Here is an 18,252-nt window from a genome sequence, read left to right as displayed (position 1 = left end):
AGAATATTTATACGGCTATTTTGTAGATGATAGATAACCCGTTTTTACTGGTAAAAGTATGATAGATACATTTTTTTTAGAGCGATCTATCATATTTATTCTTTTGATAATTAGAATATTACTAAAATAAATGATAGCATGATAGATGGTTTTTTTATTATGTAATGTTTAGTTTAAACCCCTATACAATGAATTAGTTCAAATCTGGTACGGAAATGAATGAAACACATTCCCCAACTTTTCAAACGGCCCCCGTTTTCGGGGTGACCCTCCAATTGTTTGCATGAAATTCGAGACTCTTTAGATAAAAAGAAAAGGATTGATAATTCTTGAATTATCAATCCTTTAAGTGATTCCGAAGCGATTCGAACGCTTGACCCACGCCTTAGAAGGGCGTTGCTCTATCCAGCTGAGCTACGGAACCAGCCTTATTTGCGGATGCAAAGGTAGTGCTTTTTATGAAAATTCAAAAACTTTCCGGCATTTTTTTATTCATATATTTCTTTGTGACTATGAATCAGTAGTTTATAATAGAGATGAATTTTGTTTATTTATATGGTTTGGGAGTATTAAATAGAAAAACGCCATTTTTACGAAGAATAACGAACGTTATATAGGTTTCAAAAAGCTCAAAAAAATAAAATAGGGTTGTGTTTTTCTATTATAACTTCTACTTTTGAACGATAAACAACTAAAAAACACATAAAGTTATGAAGAAATTGATTTTTTTATTTGCATTTTGTATTGTAGTGACTAATGTTTTTGCACAAACCGACCCAGAGCAATTGAAAAAAGAAGGAAATGATGCATTTAATGCTAAAAATTATCCTGTAGCGTATGCGAAATTCAGTGAATATTTGAAACAAACGAATAATCAAGATTCTGCAACCGCTTATTATTGTGGTATAGCTGCCGATGCTGTGAAGAAGTATCCGGAAGCTGTGAGTCTTTTTGATATAGCAATTCAAAAGAAGTTCAATATCGGAAATGCTTATGCTCGCAAAGCTTTGGCTTTAGATGCACAAAAGAAGACTGCTGAATATGTAGCTACATTGGAAGAAGGATTGAAAGTAGATCCTAAGAATACAACAATGGTAAAGAATTATAGCCTTCACTATTTGAAAGCAGGACTTGCTGCACAGAAAGCCGGAAAAGCAGAAGAAGCAGAAGACTGTTTTAAGAAAGTAATTCCTTTGGATCACAAGCAGTATAAAACAAATGCATTGTACAGTTTAGGAGTTCTGTGCTATAATGATGGCGCTAATATCCTGAAGAAAGCTGCTCCTTTGGCAAATTCTGATGCAGATAAATATGCTGCAGAAAAAGAAAAAGCTGATGGTAGATTTAAAGAAGCATTAGACTATCTGGAAGAAGCTGCTAAGATCTCTCCGGAAAATGAAAATGTGAAGAAGATGCTTCCTCAAGTAAAAGCTGTTATGAAGTAATTTGACCAATCTTGTAAATGATAAAGGGTTGCCGATATGACACGTCGGACAACCCTTTTTTATTGCTATCTTTTTCTAATCTATACTTTTTGTGTACATTTGCTTTTCTAAACGTAGAAGTATTTTATGCACTTATATAATAAGGAACAGGCTATCAAACGAATGAATCAGTTGGGACAACTCCATCGTCCTTTCATTTTCATTATAAATTATCTACAAGATGTGTCTTATATAGAGGAGGTTGCTGCTGTTGATTCTACTGAAGTTTTGTATAATCTGAATGGATTTACCAATCAGACCATATCAGATGAAGATGACATGGCTACTTACTCTGCAAAAGCAATGCCTTCACTACATTGGCAGCCTTTTGCAGAATCTTTCTTTTCCTATCAACGTTCGTTTAATATCGTGCGACAGAACATCCTGGCAGGAAATAGCTTCCTTACAAATTTGACGTGTCGCACTCCGGTAGAAACCAATCTCACTCTGAAAGATATTTATTTTCGCTCAAAAGCGATTTATAAGTTATGGGTTAAAGACCGTTTTACGGTTTTCTCTCCTGAAATATTTATTAGAATTCATCAGGGAAAAATTAGCTCATATCCGATGAAGGGAACCATTGATGCTTCAATTCCCTCCGCTGCTCAATTATTAATGAATGATCCGAAAGAGACTGCCGAACATGCTACCATTGTAGATCTGATTCGTAATGATTTAAGTATGGTTGCCAGCCGAGTGTCAGTTTCCCGGTATCGGTATATGGATAGGTTACAGACTAATCGGGGAGCCATTTTTCAGACGAGTTCTGAAATTCAGGGTATATTGCCCGAAAATTATCAGGAGCATTTGGGAGATATTATTTTCAGATTACTGCCAGCCGGTTCTATTACCGGTGCTCCAAAGAAAAAGACGATGCAGATTATCCAGGAAGCTGAAACCTACGACAGAGGATTTTATACAGGAGTTATGGGATATTCTGATGGCATTGATTTAGATAGTGCTGTTATGATACGTTTTGTAGAACAGGAAGGGGAAAAGATGTATTTTAAAAGTGGAGGTGGGATTACCTGCCAGAGTGATGTGGAAAGTGAGTATAATGAAATGAAACAGAAAGTATATGTACCCATTTATTGAGACTATCCGGATAGAGGATGGACAGATTTATAATCTTGATTATCACACAGAGCGCTTTAATAAAACCCGTGCAGCTTTTTGGAAAGACTGCACTCCGCTGGATTTACGGGAATTTATATCTCCGCCCACTTTAAATGGAATTCATAAATGCCGGATTGTATATGGAAAAGAAGTGGAAGAAGTTACGTATGCGCCTTATCAGATGCGACAGGTTTCTTCTTTGCATTTGGTTGTGTCTGATACCATTGATTATACTTATAAAAGTGCGCATCGGGAAGAACTGAATGCTTTGTACGCTCAAAGAGGAATGGCGGATGATGTTTTAATTGTGAGAAATGGCTATCTGACAGATACCTCTATAGCTAATGTTGCTCTCTATGACGGAGATACTTGGTTCACACCGGCTCATCCGTTACTCCGTGGGACGAAACGAAGCGAATTTTTGGACAGGCAGCTCATTGTTGAGAAAGACATTCCGCAAATATGTTTGAAAGACTATTCCCATATCATGTTATTCAACGCAATGATTGACTGGAAACGCATTATATTGCCTATAAATGAGAAACATTTAATTCTATAAACTATAATTAACTGAAATATACAGAGAACTGCTGAACAAATGTCTCTTTTGTTCTGTTATATTTATGTGTTTTTCATAGTATTAGATATAAGATTAATTAAAGAGATTGTACTTCACTTGTGAAAGCTAAAGTACGTCAGAGACAGAAGAGTCTGTTTTTTTGATAAATGTGTTAGAGCATCGGTTTTACCAGGCCGATGCTTTTTTTATGTCCTTTTACCCCCTTTTGTAGTTTATATGAAATAAAATTTGTACGTTTGTAGAGTAATAATAGAAAATGATAAAGATGAACATACCCGTTATCTTTCAGTTTTTAAAAGATCTTTCCGCGAATAATAATCGTGAGTGGTTTAATGAGCATAAGGCAGAATATGAAACAGCCCGTGCCGAGTTCGACAACTTTTTGGCAACAGTGATCGCCCGTATTTCCTTGTTTGATGAAACTATCCGGGGGATTCAGCCCAAAGACTGTACTTATCGTATTTACCGGGATACCCGCTTCTCTGCGGATAAAACACCTTATAAAATACATTTCGGAGGTTATATCAATGCCAAAGGAAAGAAGTCCGATCATTGTGGATATTATGTACACTTGCAGCCGGATGGTTCTATGCTTGCCGGAGGAAGCCTGTGTCTGCCTACCAATATCCTGAAAGCAGTGCGACAATCTATCTATGATAATATCGAAGAGTTTGTTGCGATCGTAGAAGATCCGGAGTTTAAGAAATACTTTCCGGTGATAGGAGAGGATTTTCTGAAAACAGCTCCGAAAGGTTTTCCGAAAGATTTCAAGTACATTGATTATTTGAAATGTAAAGAATATGTTTGCTCTTATAATGTTCCCGATAACTTCTTCACCCGACCGGATATGTTGGAACAGATAGACAAAGTGTTCCGGCAATTCAAACGGTTTGCCGATTTTATAAATTATACAATTGATGATTTTGAATAAATAATGCCTAGAATATAAACTTTAAAATTTAACTTATATGGTAGTAGATACTTTAGAAAATCTGGAGAAATATGCGTCTTTAAACCCTCTGTTTGCACAAGCTATTGAATTCTTGAAGTCTCATGACCTCCAAGCCATGGAAGTTGGTAAGACAGAACTGAAAGGAAAAGATCTGTTGGTGAATATTGCACAAACCAAACCTAAAACAAAAGAGGAAGCCAAACTGGAAACTCATAACGAATTTATTGATATTCAAATCCCATTGTCGGGAACAGAAATAATGGGGTATACTGCTGCTAAAGACTGTGTTCCGGCAGATGCACCTTATAACGCAGAAAAAGATATTACTTTCTTCGAAGGATTAGCAGAAACATACGTTGCCGTGAAACCGGGAATGTTTGCTATCTTTTTCCCGCAAGACGGTCATGCTCCCGGTATCACTCCGGATGGTGTGAAGAAAGTAATTGTAAAAGTAAAAGCATAATCCTAATTCAATTCTGATATGGAAAAGACACTTAATCTCATAAAAAACGATCCCTGGCTGGAACCTTTTGCCGGTGCTATTACCGGGCGTCATCAGTATGTATTAGACAAAGAAGCTGAATTGACGAATAAGGGGAAACAAACCCTTTCAGATTTTGCATCGGGGTATCTTTATTTTGGATTGCATCGCACCGATAAGGGGTGGACTTTCCGTGAATGGGCCCCCAATGCTACTCATATTTATATGGTGGGTACATTTAATAACTGGGAGGAGAAAGCTGCTTATAAGCTGGAAAAACAAAAGAATGGCAATTGGGAAATCAATCTGCCGGCGGATGCCATTCATCATGGCGATCTCTACAAACTGAATGTATATTGGGAAGGCGGACAAGGCGAGCGTATTCCTGCATGGGCTACACGTGTGGTACAGGATGAACAGACCAAAATATTCAGTGCACAAGTCTGGGCTCCGGAGAACCCCTATAAATTCAAGAAGAAAACATTTAAGCCCGACACGAATCCGCTGTTGATTTATGAATGTCATATCGGAATGGCACAGCAGGAGGAAAAAGTGGGCACATATAACGAATTCCGCGAGAAAATACTTCCTCGTATTGCTGAAGAAGGATATAATTGTATCCAGATTATGGCTATTCAGGAACATCCATATTATGGAAGCTTCGGCTATCATGTATCCAGTTTCTTTGCTGCTTCTTCGCGTTTTGGTACCCCCGATGAATTAAAAGCACTGATTGATGCTGCTCATGAGATGGGGATTGCTGTGATTATGGACATCGTTCATTCACATGCAGTGAAGAATGAAGTAGAAGGATTAGGAAACTTTGCCGGTGATCCGAATCAGTATTTTTATCCGGGCGCTCGTCGCGAACATCCGGCTTGGGACTCTCTCTGCTTCGATTATGGCAAGAATGAAGTAATCCACTTCCTGTTGTCAAACTGCAAGTACTGGCTGGAAGAATATAAGTTTGACGGATTCCGTTTTGATGGAGTGACTTCTATGTTATATTACAGCCACGGATTGGGTGAAGCCTTCTGTAACTATGGAGATTATTTCAACGGTCATCAGGATGATAATGCGATTTGTTACCTGACACTGGCTAATGAAGTGATTCATCAGGTAAATCCGAAGGCGATAACCATTGCGGAAGAAGTTTCCGGTATGCCGGGACTGGCTGCCAAAGTGGAAGATGGCGGTTATGGCTTCGATTATCGTATGGCTATGAATATTCCGGACTACTGGATCAAGACAATCAAAGAAAAGATCGATGAAGACTGGAAACCTTCCAGCATGTTCTGGGAAGTAACCAACCGTCGCCAGGATGAAAAGACCATTTCGTATGCAGAAAGTCATGACCAGGCATTGGTAGGAGATAAGACGATTATCTTCCGCCTGATTGATGCCGATATGTACTGGCACATGCAGAAGGGAGACGAAAATTATGTTGTCAACCGTGGTATTGCTTTGCATAAAATGATTCGTTTGCTGACCTCTTCGACTATCAACGGAGGTTATCTGAACTTTATGGGAAATGAATTCGGGCATCCCGAATGGATTGATTTCCCGCGTGAAGGTAACGGATGGTCGTGCAAATATGCCCGCCGCCAATGGGATTTGGTGGACAACAAAAATCTGACCTATCACTATATGGGTGATTTTGATAAAGAAATGCTGAAAGTTATCAAGAGTGTGAAAGATTTCCAGGCAACACCAGTTCAGGAAATATGGCATAATGATGGCGATCAGGTATTGGCATACGAACGTAAGGACCTTATATTTGTCTTTAACTTTAATCCGAAGCAGTCGTTCACTGATTATGGATTCCTGGTAACTCCGGGAGCTTATGAAGTGATACTGAACACGGACGATGTTGCATTTGGAGGAAACGGTTTGGCAGACGACTCTGTCGTGCATTTCACTATTACCGATCCGTTGTACAAGAAGGAAAAGAAAGAGTGGTTGAAACTCTATATTCCTGCCCGTACCGCCGTAGTACTTAGAAAGAAAAAATAATTTTATTTTTAAATCAAGAAGCCCCCGCAGATATTCAATAATATTTGTGGGGGCTTTCTCATTTATTACCCTGTTCTATGATTCAGTTCCTAGTTTTCCAGAAAGGTACTTGGCCCGAGAATGTCATACATATCACTAACGTTGCGCGTTTTGAGCAATACCCCTTGTGGAGTATAGAATAACTGATATTTGATGTCAACATTATCTTGCCCTACCTTAATTACTATAATGGCCTGCCATTTGGGAAACTCCACCATTGTCACATTATCTACCACCCAATTTGCGTATGGCCCGGATACAAAGGCATTATAGACTGTTGGGGTGAGCCGGTCGAGACTGACAAGATCTGTCTGCGTCATCACCCATTGTCCCCGGACGTCAAACCACACATTTTTAGTAAATCCATTCATTGGAAAGTTGGCACAATAATATCCATCGTCTTGTGACCAGGCGACGCCATTTGCTTTGGGATACATTTTCTTGAAAGTTGACTGTACATTGCCGGGAGGGGTATCTCCAAAGGCAGATGTAGATAATAGTAGAAACAATGCGATAGCACAAATCATAAATTTCTTCATAAGCTTTGAGTTTAGAGGATTATTTATCTAACTAAACAGCCTTTGAGAATATTTGTTTGAGTGATGTGCATAAAATAATCCCCCGGTCATTCATAAGTGACCGAGGGATGAAGGGTATACAGGTCTTAGTCTTTTTACTTAAAAAGTAATCTTCAAAATCTTTCCGTTATAGCCTCCTACTGAAACATCCGTGGGTTTATAAGGTAATAGGCTGATTTCTTCTTTAGCACCCGTCATCAAATCAGTGGCCTGATATGATTCCATTTGAGGAATCTGTAAAAAGTCGAAAGCATGTGAAGGCACATTGATAGCAACATCTACCAGTTGACTGTCGAAATTAATAATGAAAAACAGAATCTCATTTTTATATTTTCGCATAAAAGTATATTGCTTATGCTCATTGAAACGCCATCCGTTTATATTGGCATACATTAAGTCAAAGAATACTCCCTTGCTGATTGCCTGCTCTTTGTTACAAATAGTCAGTACTTTTTGGTAGATAGAGTAGAGGTGCTTATGCTCTTCAGTAAGCATCTTCCCGTCAAATTTGCCTCCGTTGCGCCAGCGTCGTATGGTGTCTACGCTCCAATAATCGAATATGGTAGTCCGTCCGTCCCTTCCGCTGAATCCTTCACTATCCATGCCCAGTTCTCCAAACTCCTGACCGAAGTAGATCATCATAGGATTAGTGTTCATACAGGCGGAAACAATCAGTGCGGGAATTCCTTTACGCGGGTTGCCGGCAAAGAAATTAGAAGCGATGCGCTGTTCGTCGTGGTTCTCAAGAAAGTTGAGCATCTTTTTCTCTATTCCATTCAGGCTTTGCCAACAATGAGTGATAGCAGATGCAGATTCATATCCACAAGCTACATTACGTAATGTATCATACAGCCCTACCTTATCATACAGGTAATCAAACTTGCCGCGGAACAGATAGTTGCGGTATTCACCGGGATTGTAAACCTCTGCGATGAAAAGTATTTCAGGATAAGCCTCTTTTACTTGAGGAATAGCCCATTCCCAGAATTCAACAGGAACCATTTCGGCCATGTCGCAGCGGAAACCGTCAATGTCTTTTGATGCCCAGAAAAGAAGAATGTCCAGCATCTTTATCCAAGTATCCGGAGTCGGGGAGAAGTGGCAGGTACCGCCATTCTGATAATCCACTCCATAGTTTAATTTCACTGTTTCATACCAGTCGGTGATATTGGGAGTAGCATCAAAACGGTTGTTACCGGTGGCTTTCGCCGGGAATTCCCGGTAAGGCTCTGCTGCACCGTCTTTCATATCGAACTGGGCATGAAGTTCCGCTTGCGGAATATAATAGAAATTATTATATGGGCTGAAAGATTGGCTGGAGTCATCATTAGCTCCCAATTCGGTCGTACCGTCCGGTTGTGCATCCGAATGATATTGGCGTGCTACGTGATTAGGTACAAAATCAATAATCACTTTCAAACCTGTGCGATGTGTGCGATGTACCAGATTCTCAAATTCCTTCATACGTCCTTGCACATCGTTAGCCAAGTCAGGATCTACATCATAATAATCCTTGATAGCATAGGGAGAACCCGCTTTTCCTTTTACAACGGCAGGATGATCCGGTCTGATGTTATAACGGCGATAATCCGTTTGAGTGGCATGCTCAATGATGCCTGTGTACCATATATGCGTAGTACCCAGTTTCTTGATTTCACCAAGTGCTTTGAGTGTGAAATCAGCCATTTTCCCACAGCCATTGGTAGCAATGTCTCCGTTGTAGACACAGTGGTTATTATTATTTCCAAACAGGCGGGTGAATACTTGGTAGATAATTATTTTATTTTCGTCATTCATATAGAGTAGATTATTAATATTCGTCTTCATTCTTATTTCTGATGGATAGGAGGTTATTTCCATATTTTCCCCTTTTCTTCCAACAGTTGATTAAGTATTTCGTTAGCCATATTATATCCTTGCTCGAAGATTTCTTCAGCTTTCTCCAGTTCTGTGTTACTGTATCCGTATAGGTTGTATGGTTCGATTAATAAATCGCATTTTTCTCTTTCGGGAAAGGTGTTGGCGCGGAACATGAAATGGAATGAGCGCATAGCAATGCTTACAATATTCATTTTGTAATCCTGTGCCATGATGGGACTTACGTTGACAGCTACCACCTTATCGCAAATCCTGCGCAGGGTAGAGACCGGAAGATTCATCATCAATCCTCCATCCACATAGTTAGTGCCTTCTATGTTGACCGGAGAAAACATGACAGGCATACAGCAGGAAGCTGCGACCCGTTCCGCTATGTTTCCCCGATGAAAGTGAACCATGCGACCGTGATCGAGGTCAGTTGCTGTGATAATCAGGGGAAGTTGTAGCTCTTCCAGTTTTTTTGCTTTTAAGTTAGTCCGGAGAAAATCAATAAATTCACAGAGGTCAAATAATCCCTTCTTGGGGATCACCAATTTGGTTAAATCCTGGAATTTATGTCCGGAGAAATAATCAAGTACTTTGTGTGGCTCGTTGCCGTCGGCATAAAAGACACCTGCAAGTGCTCCTGCACTTACTCCAGAGATGATTTCCGGTTTAATATCATGTTCCAGAAGAGCTTGCATGACTCCCAAATGGGCAAATCCTTTAATAAATCCTCCGCTTAGTGCATAGCCAATCTGATATTTCCGGCTATTCCAGTTATTTGTGAATACCTCCATGAATTGCTTTCTTTAGTTCGCCACGAATTTAGTGAATTTATTGAGAGTAGGAGGAATATAATGGATAGTTTTTTTTAAAATCCATACCATCTGTCTTATTCACATTTGAAATAAACCGGCATAGAACATAAAATACGGATGGAAACTCTGCTCCGGCACCATGCCGGTCAGAATCCGAAATCGTCTATCTCAACTTTGTGCTCTTCGCTTTCTTTAAATGGCTTTGCTTCTTTTTGTACAGGATTTCCTTCGATATAGATGGCACGGAATGGACGGGCGGGGCAAACATATTCACATCCTCCACAACCTACACATATTTCTTGATTTACATGAGGAATTGTCAATCCGTCCTTATACGGCACCATCGCCACTGCTTGCGTGGGACAGTGTTCGGAGCAGGCTCCGCAACTGGTTCCATCAGTATAAACAATGCAATTTTCCTTGATGAAAACAACATATCCCATTTGTGTAAGATGTTTTTGCTCTACACTTATGGGAAGAATTGCTCCATTGGGACAGACATCTCCACAGACAGTACAGTCAAAGTTACAAAATCCTTTCTCAAAGCTAACAGTAGGTTGCATCATGCCTGCCAAGCCATATTCCATGAAAGCCGGTTTCAAGATATGAGAAGGGCATTTGCTGACACAAAGATGACAGGATGTACATTGCTGTTGGAAGTGTCCCCGACTGATAGACCCCGGAGGAGTGATCGGATTCTCCTTTTTGTATGCCTTCTTACCTTCCAGACTTGCTACAGATTCCTTGGCCTGGGAGATGAGTTTGGGGGTTGCTCCGGCAGTAACAAGACCGGCGACCAAAAAACGGCGTTTGGATGAATCCAAATCCGGTGATGATGGTGCAGGAGTTTCTACATCAGACTGTTTTTTGAAAGAAGGGGCGTAGACTAATGCTTTTTGTTTGCATGCTCCCAGACAGTTGAAACAATCTACACAACGGCTATAATCAATAGCGTGTTCTTTGCTATTGATGCAAGCTGCTTTGCATTTGGTGGCACAAAGCCCGCATCCATTACATTTGGTAGTATCAATACGGACTTTGAATAATGAAAATCGACTCAATAATCCCAATATTGTTCCTACGGGACAAATCGTATTGCACCATGTCCGTCCATGTTTCCATGCCATTACAAAGATGATTGCAAGAGTAATAATAGCGATGAGAAGGGAAGAAATGCTCAAGATGGAGGTGTCTACCTGATAAAATGTATAATTGTCAAATCTGGCAAAGAGTGATTCCAGCAGATTATTCCCCAGCATATAGATAGGTTTGAATATGTGCACTACTACACGTCCATACGCACTGTACGGATCGAGCAAACCAACAATAAATGTAAATCCGCATAGAAACCCGATCACTGTCAGTCCGAGCACACCCCAGCGCAATTTGTTTTTTGCAGGACTGTAACTATATCTTTTTTTCTTTTTTCCCGTTGCTTTGGAAATGCGTGCAATCACATCCTGCAAGATACCCATAGGGCAGATTGTAGAACAATATACACGCCCGAATAAAAGCGTTAACGCAATAAGAAATAATAAGATACCTATACTTAGTGAAAGCAAAGCTGGAACAAATTGCAAATGTGCCAGCCGATGGAAACTGTTCGGTAATATTTCTGCGAAATCGAGAAAAAAGAAAGAAATCAGCACAAATAAAAGTGCTGATATTCCAATACGTAGCCTTCTTAACATGGTTGTTTTACATCTTAATTCGCTTGACATTCAATTTGTCAATGTTCATGGTTCCTATTTTCAATGCTTCCCCATTGGCGAGATGTCCTACTGTATCCAGTGGCATCTCACGTACTTGATTGAAGAACTTGGCAGCAGCCGTATCCACGGCTACAATATCCGGTGAGATAAACAATCCTTTTGCCAGTACAACATCGGATGCAGAGCGTCCCCGGGGACCGTTTGTTTTCATGATCCGGTAGGCGTCTACTACGTTGAGTACAGCTTTCTTCTGTAATGTACAGATATCTGCGATGCATTGTTGCAAATCGTTCTGGTGGAAGAATCCGCGATCCCACACAATCCCCATGTGATTTTTCATGGAGATAGTCAGATTCGCACCTCCGTGATTCTTCAGAATAGGAACATTGATCCATACATCACAATCCAGAATCGCTTCGTGCACTTTGGCTTTCTTCATCTTTTTGCCTTTCGGCAGATCGATTGGTTTGTAATACGATTCCAGATGTGCAGGCATTACTTTGGCTCCGGCTTTTTTGGCAGCAGCTTCAATACCACTGTTTTTGTAGCATTTCTGCCAATCGTCACAAGTATGGTCGAACACGACCACTTCTTTAGCTCCGGCGGCAAAACATTGTCTGACGATTTCTTCAATCAGTTTCGGATTCGTATTTCCCGCCAGTTCCGGCACTTTGTCCCAACCGATATTAGGTTTTACAACCACTTTCTGTCCCGGTTTGACGAATTGCTTCATACCCCCCAGTTCGCTTATGGCACGGCGGAACATCTCTTCGGGTTCTCCACCCATAACGGCCACCAGATCAGGATTGCTTCCGTTTGCTTTATTGATTGTTTGAGTTAACACCTCCATAGCCTCTGAACGCTGTATAGTCAGGGCGGCTCCGGTGATAGCTACTGTTTTTAAAAAGTCCCTTCTGTCCATCTTTCTATATTAGTTTAGAGTTTTGCAATTGCTTTCAGGAGGGCGTATCCGCCGAACCATTGCAGTAACATTCCCGGAATACCGATACGGAAGTCCTGTACTGCTTCGTAGAAACTTCCGACGATGGCCCATTCAAATGCAGTGCCTATGACCTGATAAGTGAGTACGACACCAAGAATGGCCAGTAATGAAACCGATTTTATAGTACGTGCTGCAAGAGCTGAAGCTCCGGCGAGTAAGGATGATTTGATTAATAGGATGGGAAGTACCGCCTCCGAGGGCATGGCAAACAATAAATGATTGATGACTGGTGAAAGGATAGCAGTCAATAATCCTACAAGAAAACCATATTTATAAGCCGCAATCAGCGTGAAAAAGTAAATAGGTAACAGGGTAGGACCACCATAAGGTATAAGATGGCATAATTGTGGAAGTGCAATGTTACCCGCTACGAACAGTAAGGCGAACAGGTAGGTTTTCACATTGCTGTGTTTCAGCGAATAGAGTTTGGCGGATGTTTCCATTTTCGTTGATACTTTAATGTTGAATAGAACGATAATATATTAATAATAAGACTTTTCTCCTGATAAAAGGTTTAATCTGATTGGTATATTATTTTAATCCCGTAGGAAAAGAATTCATTCCCCCGTAGATAACCATAGTTTCCCCGTATGCAAACTGTTGCCTTATGGGAAACTTCCAAAGACAAGCAGGACTACCCATTCATCCTTTCCTTAATCTTTCCCCATGCATGCGTATCAAATAGACAGCTTTTCCGCATTGTCTCATACATCTCTTTAAATCTGGACATAGGTATGGTATAGCTTAGTTTGTCAGCTTCGAAATGAGGGCGAACCGATGGGTCGAAGAAACCGAGGAAAGTACGTTTGCCTCCTTTACGATTCTCTATCGTGGCTTGTGTCACTACGGCACTACAGCCGGAACCAAAGGTAGAAACGACGCAATCTTCTGCGTTATTATCGTAAAAAGCCCAAGTGGTTAATCCCGAAAGCATATCCGGATTTGCCAGAAATACAACTCCTTCCATCTCTTCAAGACTTTCTACCTTATCTATACGTGCAAAATGAAGATACTTTTTTTCTGTTCGGGGAACTCTGATTTGCTGTATAAAGTCGATGACCATTTCGGGAGTCTGTTTGTATTTCTCTTTGAGTGAAACGAAAGTCGGCACATGTTCCGGCATTTCGGTGAAACCAGTATAGAATTTACCGCCGCCACAGCCGATGTTTTCGGCATTCAGGCTGATAATACCACCATCTCTTGCCGTCTTCATACCTTTAAAGAAGCAACCGTTTATCTTTTCTGTCTCTCCTTTTTGCTCATCTGAGTACCAGAAAACAAGAGGCAATTCAGCTTTTTCTCCGAATGCCTCTTTGAAATTTTGAATAAAAGTTTGGATATCCATAAGCTTATCAATTTTAGTTCTGTTGCACGTCTTTCTACAAAGTTAGAATAAAAAAGGATAAGCGCAAGTGATTTATCTTCGTTTTCAATAATAATTACTTATATTTGTCCGGAATGAAATAAGAAGAACCGATATGAAATATTTGTTAATGTGTGCAGGCTTACTTTTCACAGTCTTTCAGTCATGGGGACAGGAGAGGCTTGCAGATAGAATCGCTCCTCCGTCAGGATATGTCAGAGAGACCTGCCCTGCTAATTCGTTTACAACTTATTTGCGCAATTTGCCAATGCTGCCTAAAGGCAGTAAAGTGTTACTCTACAATGGAAAAGAGAAAGCCAATCAGGCAGCTGCATTTGCAGTCGTAGATATGGAGATAGGCAACCGCGATTTGCAGCAGTGTGCCGATGCCTCCTGGCACAAGGCTATATGCCCGCCCAACAGATTCATATTCTGGTCAATCCAACCAGCCGCGACCTTTCTCCCTGGTATGAGCTGACGGAAACGGATGCAGGGAAACTATACACTCCGGAATGGATTTTTGAGAAGAAAGACCTGAAGCGTTTTAAATAGGAGAATAGACGTAAATGCAACATAACAAAGAAATAATTAAATCTTTTCTTACTTAATTTTCTATCTTTTCATTATCTTTGGCATTCAACAAACCGTTTTAATCATACAACAACGAAAAACAACCGATTATGAATTATGATTTATCAATGAATGCTAACCAGTTGGTGGCATTCCTTCAAAAACCAACTTCAGAGTTTACAAAAGCTGACATTATCTCATTTATCCAGCAAAAAGATATCCGCATGGTTAATTTTATGTATCCGGCGGGAGACGGGCGTTTGAAAACTCTGAACTTTGTCATCAACAATCAAGCTTATTTGGAAGCTATTCTCACATGTGGAGAACGGGTAGACGGTTCCAGCCTTTTCTCATTTATAGAAGCGGGCAGTAGTGACCTTTATGTGATTCCCCGTTTTTGCACTGCATTCGTTGATCCGTTTGCCGAGATTCCGACGCTGTCCATGCTTTGCTCTTTCTTCAATAAAGACGGCGAACCACTTGAAAGTGCACCAGAACATACTCTTTACAAAGCAAGCAAGACTTTTACAGAAGTTACCGGAATGGAATTTCAGGCAATGGGCGAATTGGAATATTATGTAATAGCCCCGGACACCGGTATGTTTCAGGCAACCGACCAACGTGGTTATCATGAATCGGGTCCTTATGCTAAATTCAATGAATTCCGTACTCAATGTATGTCTTACATCGCACAGACAGGCGGACAAATAAAGTATGGACACTCTGAAGTCGGTAATTTCACGCTGGATGGTTATATCTATGAGCAGAATGAAATAGAATTCCTGCCGGTCCCTGTATCGCAGGCAGCAGATCAATTAATGATTGCCAAATGGGTGATTCGTAACCTGGGATTTAGATATGGATACAATGTAACCTTTGCTCCAAAAATTACGGCAGGTAAAGCCGGTTCGGGCTTGCATGTCCACATGCGTATCATGAAAGATGGAAAGAACCAGATGCTGAAAGACGGTGTTTTGTCGGATACAGCACGCAAGGCAATTGCCGGAATGATGGTACTTGCTCCGTCAATTACTGCTTTCGGAAATACCAATCCTACTTCTTACTTCCGTCTCGTTCCTCATCAGGAAGCACCTACCAATGTTTGTTGGGGAGACCGCAACCGCTCTGTATTAGTGCGCGTACCTCTGGGATGGGCTGCAAAAACAGATATGTGTACATTGGCAAACCCATTGGAAGCTGAAAGTCATTTTGACACCAGTCAGAAGCAGACGGTAGAAATGCGCTCTCCGGATGGTTCGGCAGATTTATATCAATTATTGGCTGGTTTGGCTGTTGCCTGCCGTCATGGTTTTGAGATTGAAAATGCGCTGGATATTGCTGAAAAAACTTATGTAAATGTGAATATCCATCAGAAAGAGAATGAAGATAAACTGAAATCACTGGCGCAACTGCCGGATAGCTGTGAAGCTTCTGCCGATTGCTTGCAACAACAACGGGCAATCTTTGAGCAATATAACGTGTTTAGTCCGGCAATGATTGACGGTATCATCCGCAGACTTCGCAGTTACGAAGATAAAACGTTGCGTGCGGATCTGGAAGGAAAGCCGATGGAAATGCTGGATTTAGTAAATAAGTATTTCCATTGTGGATGATTGAAAGACGATGGTGTGTCGGCGAAATGTGCAGGGTGTTCAGAATATAATTTTGATTGCCAGTGGTAAATCGGCATATTTTCCCCAATTATTGCCGTCACTTTCTACACAATTCCACACTAGTTCTACAATATAATAAATGAGTGTATCTTGTATTTGATTGATTACTAATGATGTATGCTCATTCTGGAACTTTGGTACCTCTTTTGCTACCTATTAAGTGTAAGAAACAAGTTAATAATGATTTAGTAGTTCACACTTAAAAAAATTACGATTATGAAAAAGGTATTAGTAGCAGTAGCATTGGTGATGGGATTGGGTAGCTCTGTAGCATTTGCACAGGAAGTTAGTAACGCTACAACTGTAGAAACTAACGTACAGGCTCCACAGGATGAGTTTACAAAGATTGATGTTAAAGAACTGCCGGAGGCAGTAGTACAGGCGATCGCTAAAAATTATGAAGGTGCTGCCATTACGGAAGCTTATGTCGCTGAAAAAGAAAGCGGTAAGATTTATAAGGTAGTCCTTACTACGGAAGATGTTCAGGTACTGACAGTGCTGATGAACGAAAAAGGTGAAGAAGTAAAAGAATAAAATAAAACTTCGAATGTAGTAATACTCATAAAGAAATCCTGGTTCGTGATGAATCAGGATTTCTGTTTTTATCTGCCAACTTCCCATCCAGTCCGATAAAGTCGTTAAAGGATGATTGGGTTGCGTTCATGATTGATTGTCTTTTATCAATAGTTTTGTATACAGAATGCAGGGTTTCGTCTACAATTTCCCGGCGGTGACTAGTTTAGCTCTATTTTTGTTGCATTCAAACCTAAAAGTAGACAAAAGATGAAGTGTATTTTATTAAGTGCGGTTGTTTTGATTTTATTGTTGCCGGAAGATGCGTATGCGCAAGTGACGGTCAGAACGGGATATATCTCTTCTTCACGATATAAGAATGAAGAGAATCAGGAAACAGACGGTAAAGGCGATATGCGGTTTGTTGAAGGAAACGTCAACATTCCGGTTTCACAGAAAATGAATGAAAGGAGCCAGCCTACTTCTTGGATGCTTTCAGCGGGAGGAAGTTATACAGCTATGAACAATAAGAACCTTCAATCTTATATAGATATAGATCAGATTATAAATTTGCAATTGAGCGTCATTCATATTCGTCCCATCAGCAAGAAATGGTTATTGTTAATGACAGTTGGCGCAGGAGTCTATACGGCTTCTGATGTAAGACTGAAGAATGTTCTGGGACAGGGGGGAGTTATTTTTATCCGGCAGTTCAAGCCTAATTTATCTCTTGGAGCCGGATTGGCTGTAAATAACACATTCGGTTATCCGATGGTATTTCCGGCTATTTATTTTGATTGGACTACTGAAGGACGCTATCAAATAAAAGTATCTATGTTGAATGCCATGGAAGTGTCGGTCGGAATGAGAATGAATAAATTTCTGAATCTAAGATTGTTGGCGGAAATGAACGGTTCACTGGCCTTGTTGGAGAAGGAGGGGAAAGATACTATGTTTTCCCAGCAATTCATTATTGCAGGTTTACAGCCGGAGTTAAGCATCGGGAACTCTTTTTCTGTTACTGCTACTGCCGGTGTATCGTGCAGCAGAATAGCTTATTACACTACCCGCACTTTAAAAGCCTTTTTCGCAGATATGTCCAGAGAGACTGACCCTTATTTTAAACCGGCAATGTATGTTTCGGTGGGAATGAAGTATAAGTTCTAAAAAAATGGTAACTTTATCGCCTGATGTCAGTTAAGATGCTATTATATACGTTACTGAAGCAAATAGGGATATTTCTTGTAGTCTCTTTTTTAGTGTTCAGAGGCACTTTTGTCGAAAGCGATAGTTTAGGGCTAAATCTTTCTACGGGAGTTAGTCTTTTACTTTCTGTCATCTTATGGGGAATCATAAATCTGCATACTTACTGGTTAATTCCCGGTTATCTGTTTCAGCGTAGATATAAAAAGTATATCATATATTTGAGTTGCCTTGTTGGATTTATGCTGACCGCCATGGTTGGTGCTATTTGTTTTCTAGGGCAATATTATGTTA

16 protein-coding genes, 1 tRNA gene and 1 pseudogene are annotated in these 18,252 nt (G+C 40.4%); 10 read left to right on the top strand and 8 right to left on the bottom strand.

The genetic code is table 11. From position 1 onward, the window contains the following. Window positions 1-350: 350 nt before the first annotated feature. A tRNA-Arg gene (locus AAHJ11_RS20790) sits at window positions 351-424 on the bottom strand. 286 nt (window positions 425-710) lie between these two features. Between AAHJ11_RS20790 and AAHJ11_RS20785 the strand changes: the two genes are divergently transcribed. From AAHJ11_RS20785 to AAHJ11_RS20760, 6 genes are all read left to right on the top strand, one after another. Next, complete coding sequence (locus tag AAHJ11_RS20785; RefSeq protein ID WP_148366614.1) at window positions 711-1,445, top strand: hypothetical protein; 735 nt, start codon at window positions 711-713, stop codon at window positions 1,443-1,445. A 126-nt stretch (window positions 1,446-1,571) separates the two neighbouring features. Next, window positions 1,572-2,579, top strand: coding sequence for an aminodeoxychorismate synthase component I (locus AAHJ11_RS20780; RefSeq protein ID WP_217722888.1), 1,008 nt, complete (start codon window positions 1,572-1,574; stop codon window positions 2,577-2,579). Beyond that, complete coding sequence (locus tag AAHJ11_RS20775) at window positions 2,563-3,159, top strand: aminotransferase class IV family protein (protein ID WP_074558154.1); 597 nt, start codon at window positions 2,563-2,565, stop codon at window positions 3,157-3,159. Before AAHJ11_RS20780 ends, AAHJ11_RS20775 begins: the two co-directional genes overlap by 17 nt. A 277-nt stretch (window positions 3,160-3,436) precedes the next feature. Beyond that, the gene (locus AAHJ11_RS20770) at window positions 3,437-4,111 is read left to right on the top strand and encodes a DUF2461 domain-containing protein (protein ID WP_004295842.1); all 675 of its coding nucleotides are present in this window, start codon (window positions 3,437-3,439) and stop codon (window positions 4,109-4,111) included. A 37-nt stretch (window positions 4,112-4,148) separates the two neighbouring features. Beyond that, entirely contained in the window at window positions 4,149-4,595 is a 447-nt protein-coding gene (locus AAHJ11_RS20765) for a YhcH/YjgK/YiaL family protein (protein WP_004295843.1), read from the top strand. 18 nt (window positions 4,596-4,613) lie between these two features. Further along, window positions 4,614-6,626: an alpha amylase C-terminal domain-containing protein gene (locus AAHJ11_RS20760; RefSeq protein ID WP_148366617.1), complete on the top strand. Its 2,013-nt coding sequence runs from the start codon at window positions 4,614-4,616 to the stop codon at window positions 6,624-6,626. A gap of 89 nt (window positions 6,627-6,715) precedes the next feature. Here AAHJ11_RS20760 and AAHJ11_RS20755 read toward each other — a convergent pair whose 3' ends face one another. The 7 genes from AAHJ11_RS20755 to AAHJ11_RS20725 all read right to left on the bottom strand — a co-directional run bounded on the left by AAHJ11_RS20755 (window position 6,716) and on the right by AAHJ11_RS20725 (window position 13,981). Then, window positions 6,716-7,204: a PepSY-like domain-containing protein gene (locus tag AAHJ11_RS20755; RefSeq protein WP_148366618.1), complete on the bottom strand. Its 489-nt coding sequence runs from the start codon at window positions 7,202-7,204 to the stop codon at window positions 6,716-6,718. Between the two features lie 138 nt (window positions 7,205-7,342). Then, entirely contained in the window at window positions 7,343-9,040 is a 1,698-nt protein-coding gene (locus tag AAHJ11_RS20750) for an alpha-amylase family protein (protein WP_217722890.1), read from the bottom strand. A gap of 53 nt (window positions 9,041-9,093) precedes the next feature. Continuing rightward, on the bottom strand, window positions 9,094-9,900 hold the full coding sequence (locus tag AAHJ11_RS20745) for a patatin-like phospholipase family protein (RefSeq protein ID WP_148366619.1): 807 nt from the start codon (window positions 9,898-9,900) through the stop codon (window positions 9,094-9,096). A gap of 167 nt (window positions 9,901-10,067) precedes the next feature. After that, window positions 10,068-11,612: a 4Fe-4S dicluster domain-containing protein gene (locus AAHJ11_RS20740; protein ID WP_413580079.1), complete on the bottom strand. Its 1,545-nt coding sequence runs from the start codon at window positions 11,610-11,612 to the stop codon at window positions 10,068-10,070. A 7-nt stretch (window positions 11,613-11,619) separates the two neighbouring features. Further along, a complete protein-coding gene (locus tag AAHJ11_RS20735) occupies window positions 11,620-12,555 on the bottom strand; it encodes a DUF362 domain-containing protein (protein ID WP_004295850.1) in 936 nt (311 codons plus the stop codon). A 14-nt stretch (window positions 12,556-12,569) separates the two neighbouring features. Further along, window positions 12,570-13,079, bottom strand: coding sequence for an ECF transporter S component (locus AAHJ11_RS20730; RefSeq protein WP_148366622.1), 510 nt, complete (start codon window positions 13,077-13,079; stop codon window positions 12,570-12,572). A gap of 191 nt (window positions 13,080-13,270) precedes the next feature. Beyond that, entirely contained in the window at window positions 13,271-13,981 is a 711-nt protein-coding gene (locus AAHJ11_RS20725; RefSeq protein WP_148366623.1) for a DUF169 domain-containing protein, read from the bottom strand. A gap of 133 nt (window positions 13,982-14,114) precedes the next feature. Between AAHJ11_RS20725 and AAHJ11_RS20720 the strand changes: the two are divergent. The 4 genes and pseudogenes from AAHJ11_RS20720 to AAHJ11_RS20705 all read left to right on the top strand — a co-directional run bounded on the left by AAHJ11_RS20720 (window position 14,115) and on the right by AAHJ11_RS20705 (window position 17,922). After that, a pseudogene (locus AAHJ11_RS20720) lies at window positions 14,115-14,551 on the top strand (DUF4846 domain-containing protein). 128 nt (window positions 14,552-14,679) lie between these two features. Continuing rightward, window positions 14,680-16,182: a glutamine synthetase family protein gene (locus tag AAHJ11_RS20715; protein ID WP_148366624.1), complete on the top strand. Its 1,503-nt coding sequence runs from the start codon at window positions 14,680-14,682 to the stop codon at window positions 16,180-16,182. Between the two features lie 276 nt (window positions 16,183-16,458). Then, window positions 16,459-16,776 (top strand): hypothetical protein, encoded by a 318-nt coding sequence (locus AAHJ11_RS20710; RefSeq protein WP_148366625.1) that lies wholly within the window; start codon window positions 16,459-16,461, stop codon window positions 16,774-16,776. A 249-nt stretch (window positions 16,777-17,025) separates the two neighbouring features. Beyond that, window positions 17,026-17,922 (top strand): DUF6268 family outer membrane beta-barrel protein, encoded by an 897-nt coding sequence (locus AAHJ11_RS20705; protein ID WP_148366626.1) that lies wholly within the window; start codon window positions 17,026-17,028, stop codon window positions 17,920-17,922. The last annotated feature ends 330 nt before the right edge of the window (window positions 17,923-18,252 follow it).

This window comes from Bacteroides sp. 90-K9/2 (assembly GCF_047310725.1).
GTDB lineage: Bacteria > Bacteroidota > Bacteroidia > Bacteroidales > Bacteroidaceae > Bacteroides > Bacteroides vicugnae.
The sequence above is the reverse complement of the archived record's forward strand: the minus strand, read 5'-3'. Positions and strand labels throughout refer to the sequence as shown.

Coding starts and splice junctions, on each gene's coding strand:
- AAHJ11_RS20755 (WP_148366618.1), bottom strand. CDS start 7,204: ATGAAGAAATTTATGATTTGTGCTATCGCATTGTTTCTACTATTATCT.
- AAHJ11_RS20750 (WP_217722890.1), bottom strand. CDS start 9,040: ATGAATGACGAAAATAAAATAATTATCTACCAAGTATTCACCCGCCTG.
- AAHJ11_RS20785 (WP_148366614.1), top strand. CDS start 711: ATGAAGAAATTGATTTTTTTATTTGCATTTTGTATTGTAGTGACTAAT.
- AAHJ11_RS20745 (WP_148366619.1), bottom strand. CDS start 9,900: ATGGAGGTATTCACAAATAACTGGAATAGCCGGAAATATCAGATTGGC.
- AAHJ11_RS20765 (WP_004295843.1), top strand. CDS start 4,149: ATGGTAGTAGATACTTTAGAAAATCTGGAGAAATATGCGTCTTTAAAC.
- AAHJ11_RS20770 (WP_004295842.1), top strand. CDS start 3,437: ATGATAAAGATGAACATACCCGTTATCTTTCAGTTTTTAAAAGATCTT.
- AAHJ11_RS20760 (WP_148366617.1), top strand. CDS start 4,614: ATGGAAAAGACACTTAATCTCATAAAAAACGATCCCTGGCTGGAACCT.
- AAHJ11_RS20725 (WP_148366623.1), bottom strand. CDS start 13,981: ATGGATATCCAAACTTTTATTCAAAATTTCAAAGAGGCATTCGGAGAA.
- AAHJ11_RS20730 (WP_148366622.1), bottom strand. CDS start 13,079: ATGGAAACATCCGCCAAACTCTATTCGCTGAAACACAGCAATGTGAAA.
- AAHJ11_RS20740 (WP_413580079.1), bottom strand. CDS start 11,612: ATGTTAAGAAGGCTACGTATTGGAATATCAGCACTTTTATTTGTGCTG.
- AAHJ11_RS20735 (WP_004295850.1), bottom strand. CDS start 12,555: ATGGACAGAAGGGACTTTTTAAAAACAGTAGCTATCACCGGAGCCGCC.
- AAHJ11_RS20705 (WP_148366626.1), top strand. CDS start 17,026: ATGAAGTGTATTTTATTAAGTGCGGTTGTTTTGATTTTATTGTTGCCG.
- AAHJ11_RS20775 (WP_074558154.1), top strand. CDS start 2,563: ATGTACCCATTTATTGAGACTATCCGGATAGAGGATGGACAGATTTAT.
- AAHJ11_RS20780 (WP_217722888.1), top strand. CDS start 1,572: ATGCACTTATATAATAAGGAACAGGCTATCAAACGAATGAATCAGTTG.
- AAHJ11_RS20715 (WP_148366624.1), top strand. CDS start 14,680: ATGAATTATGATTTATCAATGAATGCTAACCAGTTGGTGGCATTCCTT.
- AAHJ11_RS20710 (WP_148366625.1), top strand. CDS start 16,459: ATGAAAAAGGTATTAGTAGCAGTAGCATTGGTGATGGGATTGGGTAGC.